This window comes from Sulfobacillus thermotolerans, assembly GCF_039623705.1.
GTDB classification, from domain to species: domain Bacteria; phylum Bacillota; class Sulfobacillia; order Sulfobacillales; family Sulfobacillaceae; genus Sulfobacillus; species Sulfobacillus thermotolerans.
Window position 1 is genome coordinate 967,548 of the sequence record NZ_CP133983.1, and the last position, 17,857, is coordinate 985,404.

The following is a 17,857-nucleotide window of genomic DNA, read 5'->3' on the forward strand; positions in this document are numbered from 1 at the left end:
GGGAGTATGTAAGTTTTTGTATGATTATTACTGCTAATCTTGCGTCCCCCGGTCCAAATGAGAGTGCGGACGGAGGCGGCAAATCTCGGCATGGGTGACCCTCAGGGAAGGAAGAGCCGAGACGGGAGTTGAGGGGGCTTCCGACAAGTCGTTTGGGATTGCTAATCTACACTTCGTCCCGCTCACACGCTGAGGCGGTCGTTTTTTGCGTGACTAAGGAGGTGGATCCGTGTTACACAGCGTGGCGGTGGTGGTGATCTTGGCCTGGTGTGGAGTCGCAACATACCAAATCTGGCGGGACTGGCGAGACCAATTGTTGCCGTTTGAAGCCACGGGATTAGCGACTGGAGTGGGCTTGATAGGAACGATTGCCACATCTATGACCTCAGGAGGAAGGGGATTCTGGATCGGGCATCTCGCGGCAGGCGCAATCATCGGCGGTGTGGCGACCGCCCTATGGTGGCGGGACTGGTTGGGCCTCGGAGATGTTGCGAGTATGGCTGCCTTCGGCATTGTCTTTGGGGGCATTCCAGCTGTGGCAATCATCACCATGGGGTATCTGCTGACTGGGCTAGGAATGGCAGTACGACGCATTGTCATGGGCCCGTGGCCCTCGCATATCGATGTGCCCTTGGGACCGGGGCTCTGGAGCGTGGCGGTGGTGACGTGGGGCCTGCTATGGGGAAGTCACATGCGTTAACGCACGCAACACTCACGACGGTTCACCCTCCCTATAACCATAGGGGGGTGATGTTTTTTGCGCCCATGTGACAGGCGTATCAACGTTTGGAGGCGAAAAAATGCGACACGTTGGCGAGAGAGTCGTTGTGCGTCACGAGAATACACCGTTGGCGACTATGGTAGATAAGGCGCGCTGTGTGGCGATTCACGCGATCAAACAGCAGGGCTCCCACGGAGGACGACAAGTATCCAAGGGGGCGTCTTCGTGATTGCTATTTATGCACGGGTCAGTACGGAGGAGCAAGCCCAACATGGCGCGAGTTTGGAAACCCAAGTAGCAGCATGCCGCAAGCACATTGGAATCACGGTTGAGCCGGTGCAGGAATTTATCGACGGGGGCGTAAGCGGCACGCTCTTGGAACGTCCCCAGTTGACCGCGCTTCGGCAAGCGGCGGAGCGCGGCGAGATTAGCCGATTGGTGATTTTTGACCCTGATCGCTTGTCGCGCAAGTTGGTACATCAACTCCTGCTAACGGAAGAATTTGAACGGCGGGGGGTGGTGTTGGAATTTGTCAACTTTGAGTGGCAACATACGCCAGAAGGCCGTTTGTTTTATTCTCTGCGCGGCGCGATTTCGGAGTTTGAACGGGAGAAAATTCGTGAGCGCACCCGTCGAGGATGGTTAGCGAAGGCGTATAGTGGACAGTTGGTGGCGGGCATGCAACGCTATGGATATAAGTACGATACGCAGACCAAAACCCTCGCGATTGATCCCGTCACCGGACCGGTGGTGCAAGAAATTTTTCGACTCGCGGCCGATGAACACTTGAGCACAGGGAAAATTGCCCAACGGTTGGCCCAGCAGCAGATCCCGTCGCCACGCGGCACGGTGTGGTGGCGGGATACCATTAGTAAGATTTTGCGCAATCCAGCCTATACGGGAATCGCCTATGTGCATCGATACGATTCGGGGAATCATAATCGCGAGCGTCATGCCGACGAATGGATAGCGATTGAGGTGCCTGCGTTGGTGACGCCTACGCAATGGGCGCAGGCACGTGAGGTGATTTACCATTACCAAAAAATTTGGAAGGGACGGCAAGAAGTGCCGATGCTTCTGCGTCGTCTCGTGTATTGTGGTGTGTGTGGGCACATGATGAGCACAAATATTCGAACCGTGAAGGGCACTACATATCGGTACTATTTTTGCCCTCGTCGCTATCCCCGTAAGTTCCAAACCGTTACGCCTCAAGGCCGTGACACTCTGTGTACTCTCCCATGGATCCCTGCCGACTCGTTGGAAGAGGCGGTATGGCACGACATCGTCAAAGTGATTGATGATCCCCAAGGGTGGCGGGCGGCTCAAGAAACAACCGAGCATGAACCCACTGGACCAAGCGAAGACGAACAGATCGCACACGAGTTGCAACGGGTGCAACGGAGTCGCCATCGCTTGTTAGAATTAGTGCGGAAGGACTTGATCACCTTAGAAGATGCCGAACGGGATCTGAAAACACTCAAAGGTGAGGAACAACGCCTGCGTGAACGGCAGACGGCTTTGCATACCCTTCAGCCGTCATTGGCAACACTGATTGCGGATGTCAGAACGCGTATGGGACCCCATCTGGATTCCTTGCCCTTTGCCACGCGGCAAGAGATTGCTCGGCGGCTGATCAATAAAATAACCGTGTCAATTGGCGAGGACGGAGTTATCAATGCTATGATACAATTCATCGGAGAACCCGAAAGGCCGCACCAATCGTAGATTTTTCTCTTACGCGATCACACGATAACACTTTGGATCATAATTGTCGTATTGGCTATGATTTTGCCAATAGAAGCATTGCGCAATGCGCTAATCGGCGCATTCAATCAAATCACCAGCAATCTCAATACGATCCCGTAAGGCGTGTTCAGGACCGCCAGGGCAATAGTTTTATACAAATGCCGCTGCGTACCATGTCATTTTTAGATGAGAAAGGCACGCTGACCGCTACAGTTCAAATGACTGTAGCGCTTCCCATCATTGCGGGGCCGTGGAACATGGTGACGACGCAAGGGTCGGTATCGATCACGTAACGGGGGGCAGGCATTGGCCTGTCCCTTTTTAATGCGAGAGGGCTATGTTTAGTAAAAGATGGACGAGGGACGAATCGTCGAGTGATGGGACCACATAGGGCGTCACGGTCTGCAGGTCTTGGATACTTTGTTTGCCTGTCGTTACGGCAAGGAGAGGATAGCCACACTGTTTGGCGGCTAGACCATCTTGTACGGTATCTGCAATCACCACACAGGACGTGTAGTGTTTTTGGTAATAGAGCTCGGCGTTATTCCTGGCTGCCGTCATAATGGCATCGCGAGTATATCCATCTTCAGCAAATCCGCCAGTGGGAAAGTAGTGGTCAAGACCAAAGTGCGCCAATTTGATGTAGGCAGCGTCGTGGTAATTTCCTGTGGCTAGACTCAGGTCGAAACGGGGGTCCTTATGTAAGGTCTGTAATAACTGAGAGACCCCGGGCAAAATGTGTCCGGGGTATTCCTTAAGCGTCCGAGAAAGCTGGCGACAATATGCGGTCTTAAAGAGCATGCCATACTGCTGATGATCGAGATGGTGCTGCTGGAACGCCGAGTCGACAATATAGGAATCGGTTCCCCCGGCAAATTCTACATGAGCAAAAGCATTAGGAATTGCAAACAAACGCTGGAACGTTTGAGTCATAGCCGAAGCTCCTGCCCCTGGCACTAACAACAGGGTACCGTCGATATCCCATAGCAATAGGATAGGGGATGTTGGCATGGTCACGACGGCAGAATATTGGGATTTAGGCGTTGTGCACTAGCGCTGTCTAAAAACCAATGCACGTCACCTGGGACCGGGTGAATCATGCTGGCGGGAACCGCTGCTTGGTGCGTGAAAATCTGGTCAATAATCTCTTGTTTTTCCGAACCCGTGACAAGAAAGGCAATATGGCGACTGGCGTTCAACAGCGGAAGTGTAAACGTATAGCGCCATGAATTGTGCGTGGGCACATAGGTGTGACTCACAATGTCTTCGGAATCTAGGACAGGGCGATCAGGAAATAGTGAAGCCGTGTGTCCTTCTGGCCCTAAGCCTAACAGAACCACATCTAAGGTAGGGGGCACGGGTAAGGTATTGTCCAACGTTAAATGGTGTCGATAGTCTGCTAAGGCCATCGCGGGAGAATATTCGGTATGCCAACGGTAAATGGCTTGAGGTACGGGATTTAAATGGGATAACAGGGCATCTGAGGCCATTTTAAAATTGCTATCGGGATGGGTTGGAGGCACATCGCGTTCATCGCTGAAAAACACGAGAGTGTGCGCCCAATCCAAACGCTGTTGCCATGACGGTTCGGCTAACAGGGTATAGAGTTGGCGCGGCGTCGAGCCACCAGACAACGCCAAAAGAAACCGTCCGCGCATTAATAAGATCCGATGACGAGATGGCTAAACCCTGTACTTAATAAGTCCCAACGAAATCCTGGCAGAGGCGGCATACCTAACCACAGCAAATAGGCGGGAAGGTCGGATTTGATAAGGGATTGAACTAAATCGATCCAGTGGTTGGCCAAGCCGCCTTGGAGATTCATTTGGACGCATTCGGAAAACAAGATAGGCGGCTCATGCGGTCGCCGATATGTAATGGTGGCTGAAAGTTCCGCATCAACGTGGGTTGGAGCGTTGGCGGAATTAACGATGGGGTTGATGATGAGAACCCGAGAGGGATGAACCCGCGAAATCTTTCCGGCCAGCTCTGCCCAATCGGTGGGTAAAATGCCTTTCACATACAATCCTAAAGTCAGTACTGTCGCCGTGACCGGAAGAGTACCGCCGAGGGATTGCGGCACGGAGGTGCGCAGGAGTTCAAGCAGCTCCGGTCCCATGATATTCGGATGATTCCAATGTAATGTTTGGCTTTCCACTCGTGTCTTCCCTCCGCTTTATGACGTTGTTAGGGCCGCCGCCACCGAAATCCGTCACGGGCAATCAATTCATCGGCTTCTGGAGGGCCCCAGGTACCCGCTTCATAAGTTGGAATGGGACCTTTGGCGCGTTCCCAACCGTTCAAAATCGTCGTGACGAGGGACCAAGCGGCTTCCACTTCATCCTTGCGGGTAAAGAGCGTGGAATCTCCAATCATCGCATCCAACAATAGGCGCTCATAGGCTTCTGGGGCTTGGTCAGCAAAGGAGGTGCCGTAGAGAAAGTCCATGTTTACGGTGCGGATGCGTACCACAGGTCCCGGGACCTTGGCGCCAAAGCGCAGCGCGATGCCTTCGTCCGGCTGAATCTTCAGCGTGAGCAGATTCGGTTCCAAGTCGGGGGTGGCAGTTTGGTTGAAAAATCGGTGCGGGGCTTTTTTGAACTGAATGGCAATCTCGGTCGCCCGTTTAGCGAGCCGTTTGCCGGTGCGCAAGTAGAAGGGGACTCCGGCCCATCGCCAATTGTCAATTAAAAGGCGCATGGCCATATAGGATTCGGTGCGGCTATCTGAAGGGATATCCGGCTCATCAAGGTACCCAGGCACCATGGAACCTTCCACGTAGCCTTCGTCATATTGGGCGCGAACGGTGAATTGCGTGACGTCACGCGTAGATAGTGGCCGAATGGCTTTTAGCACTTTGACCTTTTCGTCGCGGACGGCATCGGCCTCAAAGACAACAGGCGGTTCCATGGCAATAAGGGAGACCAGCTGCATCATATGGTTTTGCACGATGTCCCGTAATGCTCCTGCCGTATCATAATAGGTGCCGCGTCCCTCGACTCCCAACGATTCGGCAACGGTAATCTGCACATGGTCAATGTATTGCCGGTTCCACAACGGCTCAAAAATCCCATTCGCAAAACGGAATACCAAGATGTTTTGCACCGTTTCTTTTCCAAGATAATGGTCGATGCGAAAGATTTGCGTTTCATCAAAGACCTTGTGTAATTGGGCATTGAGTTCGATGGCCGATGCTAAATCACGGCCAAAGGGTTTCTCCACGATAATCCGGACCCATCCTTGCTCACTAGGCGAAACGTTTAGCCCTACCGCTCCAAGATGTTCAGCAATAATGGGATAAAAAGATGGAGGGGTTGCGAGATAGAACAAGTAATTGCCCAGCAAATGTTGTTCCTCATTGAGACGGGTTAAGAGATTGCGCAATTCGATATACGCTTGCGGATCGTTGAAGTTGGCCGAGATATAATGCATGCCACTTGCGAATTGGTCAAACACATCGGCATTTAAGGGTTGACGAGAAAATTGTTCGATGGAGTGTTTGATCTCCTTGCGAAAATTGTCATCATCAAAGGGCTGCCGAGAAAATCCTACAACATTGACCTGATGGGGAAGCCAATGGTCCACCATCAGGTTGTAGAGAGCAGGAAATAGCTTGCGGTGCGCGAGGTCCCCCGCGGCACCAAAGATGATCATGGTAAAAGGCTGTGGACGGCGGCTCTCAACGAGCCCCTCCCGCAGAGGATTCGCTGTGCTGTGGATATCGATCATGTCTTCTCTCCGTCCCTTTCGCAAGTCACTTTTTACTCAGTTTTGACGGCGTGCCCGCCAAACTCATTGCGCAATGCGGCAATGACTTTGGCACCATAAGATTCTTCCTGCCGGGAGGCAAAACGGGCAAATAACGAGGCGGTAATGACGGGCGCGGGGACGTTTTCGTTGATGGCTTCTTGCACAGTCCACCGACCTTCTCCGGAATCTTCGACATAACCCCGGATATCCTTGAGACCTGGGTTTTTGGCATAGGCATCTTCAAGCAGTTCTAATAACCATGAACGGACAACACTACCGTGGTTCCACAATTTGGTGATGGCCGGCAAATCTAGCGGGAATTGACTTTCTTTGAGTATTTCAAATCCTTCTGCGTAGGCTTGGAGCAAGCCATATTCGATACCGTTATGTACCATTTTGACAAAGTGGCCGGAGCCGACGGCACCGGTGTGCAAATAACCGTCTTCAGGAGCTAAGGTGGTGAAGATGGGTTCGCAGTAGTGAACAGCATCATCAGAGCCTCCCACCATGAGGCAGTAGCCATTCGCCAACCCCCAAACGCCACCACTGGTGCCCGAATCAATAAATTCAATTTGTTGGGCATGCGCTAATTTTGCGCGGCGCATGGAATCACGGAAATTCGAATTGCCTCCGTCAATAATAATATCGCCTGGAGACAGCAGGCTTAGCAATGTCTCCAGGGTTTGTTCCGTCGGGTCGCCAGAGGGGACCATCATCCACACGACACGGCGACCTTCAAGTTTATTGACGAGATCGGGAATTGATGCCGCTCCTACGGCTCCCGTACTCTTTGCAATCTCTGTGACCGCATCCGGGCTGCGGTCATAGGCTACCACTTCGTGCCCATTTTGCGTTAAACGCTTGACCATATTTCCGCCCATGCGACCTAATCCAATCATGCCAATCTTCATCATGCGTCGCCTCACTTTGTACGGAGGGCCCGTACAGTATTTTCGAGAACCTTCAATCCTTCTACCGTGGATTCTGTCATGACAATGCGAATGACGCGTCGATTATGGCTGCGCAAGGCTTGATAGTCACCAATGGCTTGAGCCTTAATGAGAGTCAGGAAATCAAATGGCTCGCCTGGGATGGGAACGTGGGCGCCCGCATCTGCAACAATTTGGATAAAGAGGCCGTGATCATTTCCCCCTTTATGCAACTGGCCTGTGCTGTGTAAGAAGCGTGGACCGAATCCAAGCGTTGTCGGAACATTCCATTGCCGACCAATTTCTGCACGAATGGCTTGTAGCATTTCCCATGATGTGGAACTGGGATCGACATAGGCCATCATGGCAACGTAGTCATTGGTCTTGAATGTGCGCATAAGAGCCGTCAAACTCTCGGCAAGAGAGGATCCAGTGGTATTGTCCTTGCTTTCTTGGACATTAGGCTGATCAAAAGCGTCGATACGCAGTACCGATCCGGCAATCGCTGTTGCAAATTCCCAGCGGAATAGTTCCCCGCCTAATGCGGTGCGGTCGGCCATGGGTAATACAACCACCGGATGGCCAGCCCGACGTAACTCTTGAATTCGGGCGTCCAGGTCCGAATCGGGTTCACTCTCCAATTGGCAGGCAATAAATAGCCGGTCATGGGAGTATTCGTGGGCGGGCAGCGCTGGTTCGTGGGCGATGGGCAAAAGTCCTGTGCCTTCTTTGCCGGTGGATTCGGCCAATAATTGTTCAATCCAGTCCGAGAACTGGCTGAGGGCTTCGGGCATAAGCAGGGTCATCTTATCACGACCGCTTACGGCAAAGGCGCCCATCAAGGCTCCGAGTAAGGCGCCAGGGTTATCCTTCACCGATGCGACATGGCATAGTTGCTGCATGTCTTGCGCATTGGTGAGCAACGCCTCTAAATCCACGCCGCTGAGTGCAGCAGGAACCATACCAAACCATGACAAGGCCGAGTAGCGCCCCCCAATATCGGCGGGATTCAAAAAAGTTTTGCGGAATCCATGAGATGCCGCTTCCTCAACGAGCAATGTCCCGGGGTCGGTAATGGCAACAAAGTGCTCTCCAGGTTTGCTGCTAATCGCGCTGACTTCTTCCCAGAAGTACCGGAAGTATTCCTGAGGTTCGGTTGTGGTGCCAGACTTGCTAGCGACAATGAAGAGGCTAGTCGCCAAGGGCAAGCGGTTTCTCACGGCTTGCACAGCGTCGGGACTGGTTGAATCCAGCACGTGCAAGCGCAGATAGGGTGCTGGGGCCGGAAAGGTGTGTAGCAATACATCGGAGATAAGGCTACTTCCTCCCATACCTAGCACCACAACGTCGGTGTACCCGTCGTCAATAACACTCTGGGTAAAGGCCTTGAGGTTGGGCAGATCTTGGGCCACCTTTTCCGGCACGCTTAGCCATCCCAACGCGTTGCGGATGATCGCCTGATGGTCTGGATCGGTCTTCCATAGCGACGCATCGTGACTCCATACCCGGGCCACGGCGTCTTGTTTGGTGAGCTCTTCTACCACCGCATCGGCCGTTGCATGAAGAATATCTTGCGACCAGTCGACGGGCTCAAGCTCACTGACAATCGCGGCGCGCTTACGCTTCAGACCCCGGAATAAGGTGACAAAGGACTGGGAGAAGCTCTCGACGCCTTCTTGCAACAATTGGTCCGTCACCGCATGCATCGAAATGCCTGCCGCTTCCAAAGTATCTATCACTTGGTGAGCGCCCGCGAGATCTTCGTCGACGGTCCGCTTAACGGTGACATGGTCTAAAACGGCGGCTACCGTTTGCGGAGGGAGCGTGTTGACGGTGTCCGGACCAATCAGGGTATCGACGTATAAGAGGTCAGGATATGATGGGTTTTTGGTGCTTGTGGAGGCCCACAGGGGACGCTGCACCATGGCGCCTTGGGCTTTTAGGGCTTCAAAACGGGGTGAGTTGAAGAGCTGGGTAAAGAGCTCATAGGCCAACTTGGCATTGGCCACGGCGGCTTTACCCGCCAGCTCTTGGGGCAAGCCTTTTTCTTTGATTAATTGATCCACCAAGGTATCGAGGCGGCTGACGAAAAAGCTGGCGACGGATGCAACGTGGTTAATAGGTTGCCCGCGGCTGACGCGGTCTTCTAGTCCTGAGAGGTAGGCGTCGATTACCGTGCGGTAAGCGTCGAGACTAAAAATTAAGGTGACGTTGACGTTGATCCCATCGGCAATCAGTTGGCGAATGGCTGGGATGCCCTCGGGGGTTGCCGGCACCTTAATCATCACATTGGGACGTCCTAAGGCTTTGAACAGACGTCGGCCTTCTTCAATCGTTTTATCCGTTTGGGCCGCCAAAGTTGGCGGCACCTCCACACTAATGTATCCATCGAGACCATGAGTTCGGTCATACACGGGACGCAGCAGATCAGCGCCATTCGCGATGTCTTCTAAAACAAGCGTGTCATAAATCGTTTCCAAAGATGCGCGCTGGGCGACAAGCTGACGCAGCGCGGCATCATAATCATGCGAACCATTGATAGCTTTTTCGAAAATCGTGGGATTGGACGTGACGCCTGAAACACCTTGGGCAATCAGGTCGGACAATTCACCCGACTCGATAAGTCCGCGGCGGACGTTATCATACCAAATGCTTTGGCCCAGTTCGTTTAAACGGTGGATCGCTGTACTCATCGTCATTTCCCCTTTGCTCACATCAAGAGAGATTGTTCAGGAACGCGCTAGGAGAGCATGTGCCTCTTCCACCACGTGTTCGGGTGTAAATCCGAAATGCGCCATTAAGTCCTCAATTTTTCCGGAGGCGCCGAAGGTTGTCATGCCAATAATCTTGCCATCATTGCCGACAAAGCGTTCCCAACCCATGGTTGAAGCAGCTTCAATGGCAATGCGGCGCGTGACCGATGGGGGCAATACCGCGTCTTTGTAAGACTGGGGCTGCGCTTCAAAGAGTTCCCACGACGGAAGCGATACCACGCGCACGCGGTGGCCTTCAGCTGCTAAGATCTTATAGGCATTTTGGGCCAATCCGACTTCAGAACCTGTGGCTATTAAAATCAAATCCGGTTCGGCTGCATTTTCTTCCAGAATGTATCCACCGCGCGTCAATCCTTCGGCTTTCGCTGCAGGGACTGTGGGGACTTTTTGACGCGTTAAAGCCAATACAATGGGCTTATCGTGCGTGGTTAACGCCACTTTCCATGCTTCGGCCGTCTCGTTGGCATCGGCTGGACGAATCACCAAAATGTTCGGCATGGCCCGAAGTGCAGCTAATTGTTCAATCGGTTGGTGAGTGGGACCGTCTTCGCCCAGTCCAATGGAGTCGTGCGTAAAGATGTAAATCACGGGTTGATGCATCAGACTGGAGAGGCGAATGGCGGGTTTCGCGTAATCCGAAAAAATGAGGAACGTCCCGCCGTAGACACGCAAACCGCCGTGCAGAGACATGCCATTTAACGCCGCCGCCATGGTGAATTCGCGAACGCCAAAATGCAAGTTGCGCCCAGCGGGGTCAAAGGCCGAGAAATCACCGCCCTCTTGAATATGGGTGTTGTTCGAGGGCGCTAAGTCCGCGGAACCCCCAATAAGATTGGGTAGGTGAGGGGCTAGTGCATTAATGACTTTACCAGAGGCGGACCGGGTTTCGACCATGTCGCCTTCTTTAAACGTGGGTAAATGCTCAAATAGCCCCTGAGGGAGTTCTTGCTTTAACGATTGTTCGAATTCCCGGGCAAGGTCAGGATATTTGGCTTGATATTGGCTGAAAAGATGGTTCCACTCGGCTTCCCATTCCTGACCTTGCGGGACCGCTTCGCGGAAATGGGCGAGGGCTTCTTCCGGGATGTAGAAGGTTTTATCCACAGGCCACCCATAAGCTTCTTTCGTTAAACGCACTTCCTCTTCGCCTAAGGGGGAGCCATGCGCGGACGGCTTATCTTGTTTGTTCGGACTACCATAACCGATATGAGTCCGTACGGCAATTAACGAGGGCCGGTCCTGAGCTTGTGCCCTTAAAATCGCCTGTTCAATGGCTTCGGTATCATTACCATCGGCTACGCGATCCGTATACCAGCCATATGCTTGAAAGCGTTCGAGAACATTCTCTGAGAAAGCGATGTCCGTCGTGCCCTCAATGGAGATGTGGTTATCATCGTATAGGTAAATCAATTTGCCGAGTTTCAGATGGCCAGCCAAAGAAGCCGATTCGCCGCTGATACCTTCCATTAAATCGCCATCGGAGACAATGGCATACGTATAATGATCGACGATAGGGAGCCCAGGCTTGTTGTAGCGTGCGGCGAGGTAGCGCTCGGCAATGGCCATACCAATGGCGGTGGCAAATCCCTGCCCTAAAGGTCCTGTCGTTGTTTCTACACCGGGTGTATGTCCGTACTCGGGATGACCCGGAGTCTTGGAGCCAAGTTGACGAAAATTCTTCAGATCATCTAATGAGAGGTCGTACCCCGTCAAGTGAAGTAGGGCGTAGAGTAACATGGAGCCGTGTCCCGCTGACAGAACAAATCGGTCCCTGTTGAACCATGTCGGATTATGAGGATTATGCTTAAGGAATTTCGTCCATAAAACATAAGCCATCGGGGCGGTACCCATGGGCAACCCTGGATGGCCAGAATTAGCCTTTTGTACGCCGTCGATGGCTAGTGTGCGGATCGTGTTGACAGAAAGAAGATCTAAATTTTGAGAATTCATTGCAACGCTCCTTCGTGGTTAATGGGTGAGATGCGCGCCCAAGTGTGCTCTGTGGTGTCAACTACCTCTTTCGTCTGTTCATCTTGAGTAGGCTGTTCATCTGTTGCTAATTTTAGTAGTCCTTGCTGGGATTAGCAACGTGCGCCATTATCAAAAGCGTCTGGCGAATATGGTCGAATCGATATTTTCAGTACAGTCATGCAGCGAGCGCATCAGGGCATGGTGAAGCCTGGTGTTTTGGTATAATCATTCCTAAAAGAAAGGGTCACGGCTATGCACCCACAGAAGAGCTGAGGAACCAGAATTTTCAGGTGCGTCCGCGGTGGGAACAACCATGCATCAAAGAATCATTTTCTCAGCAATAAAAGCCTTGGATAATGACCCTTCCTCTTCAGAGCAATTTTACGATTTTTATTGAGAAATCAGCAAGGGTCGATATCGGCAGGCAATGCGTACGGGTTGATTGCGACATAGGAGGAAACTATATTGGATTACTTTGCAGGGGTCGATATTGGGGGGACCAAAATAGCGGTCGGCATAGGGGATGCCAGCGGTCGCATTCTTTTAGAGAGTCAGTTAGTGACGGCTGATTTACCCGGGGGAGGCGAGGCGCTTGATGCCATCACTGCGGAAATTGATGCCTTGTGCCAGCGGCTAGGCATTGAACGGGCACAATTGCGCGCCATTGGTGTCGGATCCCCCGGACCGTTAAATGGAGGGAAGTTATTTAAGACCGCCAATTTGCCGGCCGAATGGGAGGGGTTGGATATTGAAGGGGGTCTCCGTCTGCGCTCGGGCATATTGACAGTGGTTGAAAACGACGCCACGGCAGCGGCCATGGGAGAGTGGCTATACGGAGCAGGCAAGGGTTTGAAGCACATGGTCTATGTCACCATATCTACGGGCATTGGAGCCGGAATGGTGGTGAATGGCATGCGCGATGCGGGAGTTCAAGGCAACGCGGGAGAGTTCGGCCATATCGTCATGAAGCCGGATGGTCCCTTGTGCCGCTGTGGCAAACACGGCTGTTTAGAAACATTGGCATCAGGAACAGCTATTGCTCGGATGGCGGCGGAACGTTTAGCAGACAGCCCCTTTCTGCAGCAATCCCAGACGATCGATGCGGCTTTGGTCTTCTCAGGTGCGAACGCTCAGGATGCGACATGTCAGTCGATTTTAGATACAGCGTCGTTCTATTTGGGATTGGGCCTATCGTATTTGGTGAATCTCTATAACCCCGAAATGATTGTCTTAGGCGGGGGAGTCATGGCCAATCACCACGAATGGATACAATCGATTCATGATAATACTCAGCGCTTTAGTATGGACGCGATGTTTCCTGCGGTGCGGATCGTTCCCGCACAACTAGGGACAGCGTCCGGTATGCAAGGAGCATTAGCCGCGGCCGTTATGGGCCAAACACGCATTTAGGAGGCGGCGATATCCGCCTCCTTGGATTACGAGGGGGCCTTTACGGGGTCCACGTTTTGGCCCAGCTGAATCGCTCGTTCCCCAGCGGCTTGGAGTGCTTGACTGAGAATGTCTTGCCATCCGGCATTGCGGAGAACTTTGAGCATCGCTTCGGTTGTGCCGCCTGGAGAGACAACTTCGTCGACCAATTGTCCAAGGGTTTTGTCATGGTCGGTGAGGGCCATCTCACAAGCTCCTTGAACCATATAGGCTGCGAACGATCGAGAGTGTTCTGCAGGAATTCCTAATTCGTGTGCCGCTTGCATGATCGCGTCAATGAAAATATAGACATAGGCCGGGCCACTGCCATAGAGGGCTGTCATGGGATTAAGTAAGTGTTCTGGCATTTCTTGGGTGTATCCGAGAAGTGTGAGCAAATCGTTGACCCAGGCTTTGTCGTGATCGGTAATGTGATAATAGGATACGCCGGTGACAGAACGGCCAATTTCCGCGCAAATATTTGGCATGGTTCGGACGATAGCGTGGTCGGGCCAAATCTTTCGAATTTGGTCAATACTGATGCCAGCGGCTACGGAGAGAACTACGGCATGAGGCGCTATTTCATCTTTTAATTGATTTAATGTACCAGGCATGTCTTTAGGTTTGACGGCGAGCAAGACCAAGTCAGCGTCACGCAGTACAGATGTGTCAAATGTCACGAGCGCCTGCTCGTCAAGGCTCCAACCTTTGGATAAATATTTGTTTGAACGCGCTAACACATGAATATCTAACGCACGGGCTTGTTGCCAACGGCTTACCACAGCGCGCGCGAGATGGCCAGAACCTACGATGACGATCTTTCGCATGATATTGCCCCCTTAAGGAAATAAAAAAAGAAAAACCCATTCAACCCTAAGGACGAATGGGATTCGCGGTACCACCTTAGTTACATCAAAGCTGTGCCTTGATGTATCTCCAATGCCTCTATAACGTGAGGAACTCGCCTATACGGTCACTCGTTGAGATGGGACGGGACGATTGTGACGACCTTTCACCATGCGTCGCTCGCTAAAACACAATCCATTCCCTCAGCCTCAGTCATCGTGAATAGCGATGAAATTTTATGCAAATTCTAATGGGTTTCTTTTAGATTGTCAAGGTAAGGTACGGAAAAGCGCGCGGATTTTTAAGGAAAGAAAGAAGGCGGAGCGGGCCCTGGCTTACTCCATGTGGGTCAGAATCTGTCTAACCAAGGTGTCGACTCGTGGGTCGCTGTCGATGACAGAGTTTGATATTATCATGATGTTCAGGCGTGAAGGGAGAACTCATCACGCGACATCACGGGGAATGGTGCATGACTCCCGCACCGTGACGAGGGGAGCAGGAGGGCTTCACATTATGGGGAGATATCCTTATCCAATTTGGCCATGGCAGGTTAGTCAGGGGTTTCCTTGGCCGCGGCTGCAATTTTACCGCGCCAAAGGCCCCTTTGTTTTGGACAGCGGGGAATCCCTGCCAGAATTGCTTCTGGCCTATGAGGAATGGGGAAAAATTGGCTCGGGAATTCCCGTCGTAATATTCCATGCTCTCACAGGGGATAGCCATGTGACCCGGCATACCTACCAAGATGCGGCAGGGTGGTGGGATGCTATGGTCGGTTTTGGGAAGGCCATTGATTTACATCAGTATCATGTGATTTCGGTAAACGTCTTAGGGGGGGCAATGGGGACAACCGGCCCGCATTCGCCAGGCCCAGATGGGCATCCCTATGGCAGCAGGTTTCCCCGCATTACCCTGTATGATATGGCACGGGCTAGTCGGATTTTGTTAGAAGAGGCGGTGCAATTGGCCGATCGTCCGATTCTCATTGGAGGTTCCATGGGGGGGATGGTAGCCTATGCCTATGGCGCCCTCTATGCCAAAGATATCCGCGGCATTTTGGCGATTGGCTCACCGATTAGACATTCTCCGTGGGCTATTGCCTTTCACACGGTTGGACGCATGGCAATCACAAGCGACCCCGCGTTCAACAATGGCGATTATTATCTCAGTGGTTCTTATCCCACGCATGGCTTAGCATTAGCCCGGATGGCGGATATGATTTCTTATCAAAGTCCCGTTTCAATGGACAAGAAATTTGGTCGCCATTATCAAACCGCCGAACGTGAGGAGTTTCAGATTTCTTCATATTTGCGTTATCAGGGTCTCAAACTGGTCCGCCGATTTGATGCCAACACCTATCTAAAAATTACCGAAGCCATGGACCGCTTTGATTTGTTGGAAGATGAGGCGGTGGACGCCATGCGCAGTGTACCCGTATGGATGGTAGGCATTACCAGTGACCAATTATATTTATATGATGAAATTCGTCAGCACGCAGAAATTTTGCGCGAGGCTGGTGTGCGTACTCGCTTTGAGACCTTAAACTCGCCGTGGGGGCACGACAGTTTTTTGGTCGACGCAGTGGCTATGGCCAAAATTGTTCGCCGATTTTTGCAGGCCATGTCAAGAGTTTTGGTCTCATCCGAATAGAAAAGCCCATTATGGTCCATGCTGTGTGCATGCGTACTCTATATGAAGTCACCCTCAAGGGTCAGCACACATTCTATGCCACTCATATTCAGTGGTTTTCTCACTCTTTTCGTGCGTGGGGAAAGTTTCATCCTCATGAACGTCCACGGTGCTTTGAATTTCCCACGACGTGGTTAATTTCTGTAGAGCTGGTTGGCACCTCTCCTAGACGGTCGCGACCGCGTCGGTCGGTAGCAGGAGATTTGTATGGGCATGGAGAATTATTGTCTAGAACAAGACAGGCCATTATCAGGAGGACACATCAGTCCCATGCCCATCAAGTCACTGTACATAGACAAAAGCGGAATGCCTTACGTGGTAAGGTCCGCGTATCCCGATGACGCGGACGATATTGTTTCGCTGATTCGCACCGTGGGTCGAGAAGAGGTGTATATTGCCAACGAAGAGGACTATTATTCTGCCGAACAACAACGGCGCATTCTAACGCAGCTTAATGATGCCGTGCAATTGGTATTGGTGGCGGAAAGCCAAGGACAGGTGTTTGGCACCTTAGAAGCGGTGCGCGGAACGTTTCGTAAAAATCGTCACGTCGTGACCTTTGGAATGGCTTTAAGTGAAGCGTTTCGCGGTCAAGGCCGGGGTGCGGGATTAATCGCTACGATGGAAGAATGGGCGGCACGCGGGGCCGTGCAAAAGATCGCATTATCGGTATTTGAAAGTAACGAGCGAGCCATCCGGTTTTATGAGCATCATGGATATCACAAGGAAGCGGCGCGGCCTGGCCAATTTGTGATCCAAGGCCGCATGGTGGCGGAAGTGTTTATGGCCAAATATTTATAGATAGGCCTAGCTATTAAGCGCTTCGACAAATCCCCAAAAAGCATCATCATCTCCCGGAGGCTCTGTCGCTAAATGCAGAGCCTGTTCGGCGGTATCACGCATTTTGGCTGTGTAAAAATAAAATGTTTGGCGGCTTTCAACGAGCCGGTCGTTTTGGTTGGGATGGCCAGACCAAGCGGCAGCAAATGTCCACGAATTTAAGAGAATACGCATCTCCTCTTCCCTTTCGTCCCAAGCCGACGCGATTAATTCTTCTAAGATAGCTTGGCGATTGCCCGCCCATGGCGCTCCTTGTGGCAACCGGTGGCTAATTGCGTGTAACACATGATCGCGATGTTCCGCGCTTAATTGATCCCAATTAATGGTGGACTGAGGGGCTTCCATAATGGGATTATCGCGGTAGTCGCGCGGGGTCCATCCAACTTTTTTCAGCGCGCGCATCTCTTCCGGGCTTAATTGCTTTTGCGGTAAATGGCCATATAATGCGCCTTCATGAATATATTCTTGCTCGATGCGGTTTTTCAGATCATCGCTCAGCCCATAGGCTAAGGTGGTTTCGTCAGGCATTAGGGCATGTTCCTTCCGTTAATATCTTCTTCTTTTGTGCAGGTTCTCACCTTTATTATACCGTTTTGACCGGCCTAACTTACAAGGTAAGGGATTGTCGTGTTCTGTATAACCGCTTCTCCCCGCGGCCACGCTAGGAGGTAGAAGGGAGGGATGAACAGATGCAACGGCGCGTTTTTTCGATTATGCTGTTTGCCGCGGTTTTGACAACCACTATTAGTGCCTGCGGTCATAATTCCAGCGCTCCATCTAACGTTAAGCAAAGCGCCCGGCATTCTGGCAACGTTCCTAAAAATGTTAAAACCAGTCCCTATAATGCCGCCGACAATACCAAAGTCTCTCCGCCTAACATCACAACAGGCGCAAAACTTTATGCCTCCACATGTCAGTCTTGCCACGGGAAAAATGGTGCCGGAACCAGTCAAGGACCCAAATTGGCGGCTTCCCCCACCGTGGTCTCGCGATTTGGCAGCGAGACGGCATTGGAGGCATTTGTAGCGCACAATATGCCGGCTACAGATCCGGGATCGCTAACGCCTCAACAAGCGACAAATGTGTCCGGTTATGTATGGGGTCTTGCAAAGAAATAAAAGACTTTACCGCAATGTTTACCGAAAAAGCCTCCCCTTGGGACGGCT

16 protein-coding genes are annotated in these 17,857 nt (G+C 52.0%); 7 read left to right on the forward strand and 9 right to left on the reverse strand.

Features of this window, described 5'->3' with window-relative positions:
* Positions 1–229 precede the first annotated feature (229 nt).
* The 3 genes from ORD20_RS04935 to ORD20_RS04945 all read left to right on the forward strand — a co-directional run bounded on the left by ORD20_RS04935 (position 230) and on the right by ORD20_RS04945 (position 2,760).
* Positions 230–700: a hypothetical protein gene (locus ORD20_RS04935; RefSeq protein ID WP_103376739.1), complete on the forward strand. Its 471-nt coding sequence runs from the start codon at positions 230–232 to the stop codon at positions 698–700.
* 246 nt (positions 701–946) lie between these two features.
* A complete protein-coding gene (locus tag ORD20_RS04940) occupies positions 947–2,446 on the forward strand; it encodes a recombinase family protein (protein WP_103376738.1) in 1,500 nt (499 codons plus the stop codon).
* Between the two features lie 32 nt (positions 2,447–2,478).
* Positions 2,479–2,760, forward strand: a complete 282-nt coding sequence (locus ORD20_RS04945; RefSeq protein WP_430626560.1) for a hypothetical protein — start codon at positions 2,479–2,481, stop codon at positions 2,758–2,760.
* A gap of 28 nt (positions 2,761–2,788) precedes the next feature.
* Here ORD20_RS04945 and ORD20_RS04950 read toward each other — a convergent pair whose 3' ends face one another.
* From ORD20_RS04950 to tkt, 7 genes are read right to left on the reverse strand one after another with little or no spacing between them, the layout of a single operon-like run.
* A complete protein-coding gene (locus ORD20_RS04950) occupies positions 2,789–3,478 on the reverse strand; it encodes an HAD family hydrolase (protein ID WP_103376735.1) in 690 nt (229 codons plus the stop codon).
* A gap of 2 nt (positions 3,479–3,480) precedes the next feature.
* A complete protein-coding gene (gene pgl / locus ORD20_RS04955; RefSeq protein WP_430626561.1) occupies positions 3,481–4,125 on the reverse strand; it encodes a 6-phosphogluconolactonase in 645 nt (214 codons plus the stop codon).
* Positions 4,125–4,625, reverse strand: a complete 501-nt coding sequence (locus ORD20_RS04960; protein ID WP_430626562.1) for a glucose-6-phosphate dehydrogenase assembly protein OpcA — start codon at positions 4,623–4,625, stop codon at positions 4,125–4,127. The genes pgl and ORD20_RS04960 overlap by 1 nt, the downstream gene beginning before the upstream one ends.
* A gap of 29 nt (positions 4,626–4,654) precedes the next feature.
* A complete protein-coding gene (gene zwf, locus ORD20_RS04965) occupies positions 4,655–6,196 on the reverse strand; it encodes a glucose-6-phosphate dehydrogenase (protein WP_103376732.1) in 1,542 nt (513 codons plus the stop codon).
* A 32-nt stretch (positions 6,197–6,228) separates the two neighbouring features.
* Positions 6,229–7,128, reverse strand: a complete 900-nt coding sequence (gene gnd, locus ORD20_RS04970) for a phosphogluconate dehydrogenase (NAD(+)-dependent, decarboxylating) (protein ID WP_103376804.1) — start codon at positions 7,126–7,128, stop codon at positions 6,229–6,231.
* Positions 7,129–7,139: 11 nt separating this feature from the next.
* Complete coding sequence (locus tag ORD20_RS04975) at positions 7,140–9,839, reverse strand: bifunctional transaldolase/phosoglucose isomerase (protein WP_430626563.1); 2,700 nt, start codon at positions 9,837–9,839, stop codon at positions 7,140–7,142.
* Positions 9,840–9,875: 36 nt separating this feature from the next.
* Positions 9,876–11,870, reverse strand: coding sequence for a transketolase (gene tkt / locus ORD20_RS04980; RefSeq protein WP_103376730.1), 1,995 nt, complete (start codon positions 11,868–11,870; stop codon positions 9,876–9,878).
* A 486-nt stretch (positions 11,871–12,356) separates the two neighbouring features.
* On the opposite strand from tkt, the gene ORD20_RS04985 reads away from it, so the two are divergent.
* Entirely contained in the window at positions 12,357–13,301 is a 945-nt protein-coding gene (locus tag ORD20_RS04985; protein ID WP_158246393.1) for an ROK family protein, read from the forward strand.
* Between the two features lie 26 nt (positions 13,302–13,327).
* Here the strand turns inward: ORD20_RS04985 and proC are convergent, their stop codons facing one another.
* Positions 13,328–14,146 (reverse strand): pyrroline-5-carboxylate reductase, encoded by an 819-nt coding sequence (gene proC / locus ORD20_RS04990; RefSeq protein WP_103376728.1) that lies wholly within the window; start codon positions 14,144–14,146, stop codon positions 13,328–13,330.
* A 532-nt stretch (positions 14,147–14,678) separates the two neighbouring features.
* On the opposite strand from proC, the gene metX reads away from it, so the two are divergent.
* Both metX and ORD20_RS05000 read left to right on the forward strand, forming a co-directional pair.
* Complete coding sequence (metX, locus tag ORD20_RS04995; protein WP_103376727.1) at positions 14,679–15,812, forward strand: homoserine O-acetyltransferase MetX; 1,134 nt, start codon at positions 14,679–14,681, stop codon at positions 15,810–15,812.
* A gap of 309 nt (positions 15,813–16,121) precedes the next feature.
* Positions 16,122–16,652, forward strand: coding sequence for a GNAT family N-acetyltransferase (locus tag ORD20_RS05000; RefSeq protein WP_158246392.1), 531 nt, complete (start codon positions 16,122–16,124; stop codon positions 16,650–16,652).
* A 6-nt stretch (positions 16,653–16,658) separates the two neighbouring features.
* Here the strand turns inward: ORD20_RS05000 and ORD20_RS05005 are convergent, their stop codons facing one another.
* A complete protein-coding gene (locus ORD20_RS05005) occupies positions 16,659–17,219 on the reverse strand; it encodes a hypothetical protein (protein ID WP_103376725.1) in 561 nt (186 codons plus the stop codon).
* Positions 17,220–17,380: 161 nt separating this feature from the next.
* Between ORD20_RS05005 and ORD20_RS05010 the strand changes: the two genes are divergently transcribed.
* Complete coding sequence (locus ORD20_RS05010) at positions 17,381–17,809, forward strand: c-type cytochrome (RefSeq protein ID WP_103376724.1); 429 nt, start codon at positions 17,381–17,383, stop codon at positions 17,807–17,809.
* The last annotated feature ends 48 nt before the right edge of the window (positions 17,810–17,857 follow it).

Bases quoted from the DNA above. Each gene is read 5' to 3' on its own strand.
- pgl (WP_430626561.1), bottom strand. From the start codon at position 4,125: ATGCGCGGACGGTTTCTTTTGGCGTTGTCTGGTGGCTCGACGCCGCGC.
- ORD20_RS04975 (WP_430626563.1), bottom strand. From the start codon at position 9,839: ATGAGTACAGCGATCCACCGTTTAAACGAACTGGGCCAAAGCATTTGG.
- ORD20_RS05005 (WP_103376725.1), bottom strand. From the start codon at position 17,219: ATGCCTGACGAAACCACCTTAGCCTATGGGCTGAGCGATGATCTGAAA.
- metX (WP_103376727.1), top strand. From the start codon at position 14,679: ATGGGGAGATATCCTTATCCAATTTGGCCATGGCAGGTTAGTCAGGGG.
- gnd (WP_103376804.1), bottom strand. From the start codon at position 7,128: ATGAAGATTGGCATGATTGGATTAGGTCGCATGGGCGGAAATATGGTC.
- zwf (WP_103376732.1), bottom strand. From the start codon at position 6,196: ATGATCGATATCCACAGCACAGCGAATCCTCTGCGGGAGGGGCTCGTT.
- tkt (WP_103376730.1), bottom strand. From the start codon at position 11,870: ATGAATTCTCAAAATTTAGATCTTCTTTCTGTCAACACGATCCGCACA.
- ORD20_RS04950 (WP_103376735.1), bottom strand. From the start codon at position 3,478: ATGCCAACATCCCCTATCCTATTGCTATGGGATATCGACGGTACCCTG.
- ORD20_RS05000 (WP_158246392.1), top strand. From the start codon at position 16,122: ATGCCCATCAAGTCACTGTACATAGACAAAAGCGGAATGCCTTACGTG.
- ORD20_RS05010 (WP_103376724.1), top strand. From the start codon at position 17,381: ATGCAACGGCGCGTTTTTTCGATTATGCTGTTTGCCGCGGTTTTGACA.
- proC (WP_103376728.1), bottom strand. From the start codon at position 14,146: ATGCGAAAGATCGTCATCGTAGGTTCTGGCCATCTCGCGCGCGCTGTG.